Origin of the sequence: Flavonifractor sp. (assembly GCF_019422385.1) — a bacterium.
In the GTDB taxonomy this organism is placed as follows: domain Bacteria; phylum Bacillota; class Clostridia; order Oscillospirales; family Oscillospiraceae; genus Flavonifractor; species Flavonifractor avistercoris.
Map to the genome: position 1 here is coordinate 1 of NZ_JAHZDL010000154.1, position 2,634 is coordinate 2,634.

A 2,634-nucleotide genomic window follows, 5' to 3' on the forward strand; every position below is an offset into this window, starting at 1 on the left:
TGGAGGTGGTGGTGGTCTTGCCGTGGGTGCCCGAGATGCACAGGGCGTTCTTGTACCCCCGCATGATGGAGCCCCAGGCCTGGGCCCGCTCAAAGACGGGGATGCCCTGGGCGTGGGCGGCGGCGATCTCGGGGTTGGAGTCGTGGACGGCGGCGGTGCGGATCACCAGCTCCGCCCCCTGGATGTTCTCCGCCCGGTGGCCGATGGCCACGGGGATGCCCAGGGAGCGCAGGTGCTCCACCGTGGCGCTGTTGCGCATGTCGGAGCCGGTGATCACCATGCCCGCCTTGTGGAGCACCTCGGCCAGGGGGGACATGGACACCCCGCCGATGCCCACCAGGTGGGCCCGGCGGCCGGGGGCGATGTAATCGTGAATGTCGGCGCTTGCCATGGGGTTTACACACCCTTCACAGTAGATTATAATGCAGGAGGAATTGCAGGTATTATATTATATACCATTATAGGCGAATGGCAAGCACAAAATACCAAAAAGAGCCGGGAGGCGGAGAAAATGATGGGAAAGGACGGCTCCTTCGTGCGGTGGACGCCCCACCCGCGGACAGAGAGGATGTACGATCTGGACAAGGCGGAGTTCCGGGATGACGGTTTAGTGTTCACCATGCTCCAGGACGACGACTGGCGTCATGACCACCGGCTGCGCCTCACCTGGATCTGGGGGACGGTGGTCAGCTACCAGGTCAGCGAGGAGACCTACCGGGAGGACTGCTGGTGCCAGCCGGGGGAGGAGCCCTGGTGCTTCTTCGTCAGCGATGCCTCCCCCTGGCTGGAGGAGTACCGGGCCAACAGCACTCTCCTGCTGGAGGGCACCCGCCACTACCTGCTGAAGGGCACCAACCTGATCGCCGATGTGCTGGCCTCTGAGCCGCCCCGGGTGGAGCGGCTGGAGGGCGGCCTGCCCACGGTGGACTGGCCCATCCCCGCCGGGGTGCGGCAATGCCTGGAGACCCTGGATCGGAAGCTTTACTACGCCTACCCGGTGGGGGGCTGCGTGCGGGATCTCCTGCTGGGCCGGACGCCGGGGGACTGGGACGTGTGCACCGACGCCAGGCCGGAGCGGGTGATGGCCCTCTTTCCCCGCACGGTGCCCACAGGCCTGAAGCACGGCACGGTCACGGTGCTGACGGAGGACGGGCCGGTGGAGGTGACTACCTTTCGGAGGGAGGGGGGCTACGCCGACGGCCGCCACCCGGACGAAGTGGACTTCGACGCCACCCTGGCGGAGGATCTGGCCCGGCGGGACTTCACCGTCAACGCCATGGCTCTGGATGAGCGCGGCATGGTGATCGACCTGCACGGCGGACAGCTGGATCTGTTCCGCAGGCTGATCCGCTGCGTGGGCGACCCGGACACCCGCTTTGCCGAAGACGCCCTGCGGATGCTGCGGGCGGTGCGCTTCGCCGCCCAGCTGGGGTTTTCCATCGAGGAGGGCACCCTGGCGGCCATCCGGCGCAATGCCAACCGGGCGGCCCACCTGTCGGGGGAGCGGATCAAGGCGGAGCTGGAGAAGATCCTCCTCTCCCCCCGGCCGGAAAAAGCCAGGGATGCCCTGGGGCTGGGCCTGCTGGCCCACCTGGGGGGGAGCCCGGACTGTCCCGACCTGTCCCCCCTGCGGGATGTGCCCGCCGCCCCCATCCCCCGGTGGCGGGCGTTCTGCCGCCTCACCGGCTTCCCCATCACCTCCCTGCCGGTGGAGCGCTCTCTCCGCCGGGGGGTGCTCCACCCGGAGGCGGAGGCAGTGCGGGAGCTGGCGATCTCCGGCGGGGAGCTGGCCGCCCTGGGGCTGGAGGGGGAGACCATCGGCGCCATGCAGCGCCGCCTGGCGGCCCACATCCTGGCCCACCCGGAGGACAACACCCGGGAAAAGCTGCTGGCCCTTGTGGACGGGGGGCAGAGCACGGAAACCCCGTAGGGGCGGCGGGGGCAAGCCCCCGCCCTACAGAGAGGCACACCGTCCCTATGGAGCGTGCCGGAGACGCGCGCAGGCAGGCCCAGCGCCAATTTGCCGGGCCCTGTAGGGGCGGTCGCAGACCGCCCCTACAGAAATGCTCCGGCTTTGCCTCCATTTTCCCCGGGACAGGCAAGATCGTCCCCCCTCCCTCATAAGCATGGAGGACGAGGGGGGACTGCCATGGATCGGAGCGGAAAAAAGGAGGGCCTGCTGGAAAAGACGGCGGAGGTGTTCGACCTGCCCGGCGACGTGGTGGCGGGCCTGCCCCGCATCGAGCTGGTGGGCAGCCGGGAGCTGCGGATGGAGAACCACAGGGGGATTCTCTCCTACGGCGACGACGAGATCCACATATCCGGCGGCAAGCTGGTGGTGAAGGTGATGGGGACAGGGCTGGAGCTGAAGAGCATGAACGCCAGCCAGCTCCTGATCACCGGGGCCATCCGGGCCGTGGAGCTGGAATAGGGGGGCGGGGCGATGCTGAAGCGGCTGGTCAACGCCCTGTGGGGGAGCGTCCGGCTGGAGGTGACGGGGGCCTTTCCCGAGCGGCTCCTCAACCTGTGCGCCCAGAAGGGGATCCAGTTCTGGAACGTGGAGTGGCTGGAGCCCACCCGCCTCCGCCTCACCGTCACCCGGCAGGGCAGCGGCCCGGCCCGGGCGCTGGGGGA

4 protein-coding genes are annotated in these 2,634 nt (G+C 68.6%); 3 read left to right on the forward strand and 1 reads right to left on the reverse strand.

Annotated features, from left to right (window positions below):
- A partial coding sequence (locus QZ378_RS12645) for a Mur ligase domain-containing protein (RefSeq protein ID WP_291258524.1) occupies positions 1-391 on the reverse strand: 391 nt, incomplete at its 3' end.
- Positions 392-511: 120 nt separating this feature from the next.
- Here QZ378_RS12645 and QZ378_RS12650 point away from each other — a divergent pair.
- The 3 genes from QZ378_RS12650 to QZ378_RS12660 all read left to right on the forward strand — a co-directional run.
- On the forward strand, positions 512-1,930 hold the full coding sequence (locus tag QZ378_RS12650) for a hypothetical protein (protein WP_291258525.1): 1,419 nt from the start codon (positions 512-514) through the stop codon (positions 1,928-1,930).
- A 219-nt stretch (positions 1,931-2,149) separates the two neighbouring features.
- The gene (locus QZ378_RS12655) at positions 2,150-2,431 is read left to right on the forward strand and encodes a YabP/YqfC family sporulation protein (RefSeq protein ID WP_291258526.1); all 282 of its coding nucleotides are present in this window, start codon (positions 2,150-2,152) and stop codon (positions 2,429-2,431) included.
- A gap of 12 nt (positions 2,432-2,443) precedes the next feature.
- The coding region (locus QZ378_RS12660; protein WP_291258527.1) for a sporulation protein YqfD at positions 2,444-2,634 on the forward strand (191 nt) is incomplete at its 3' end.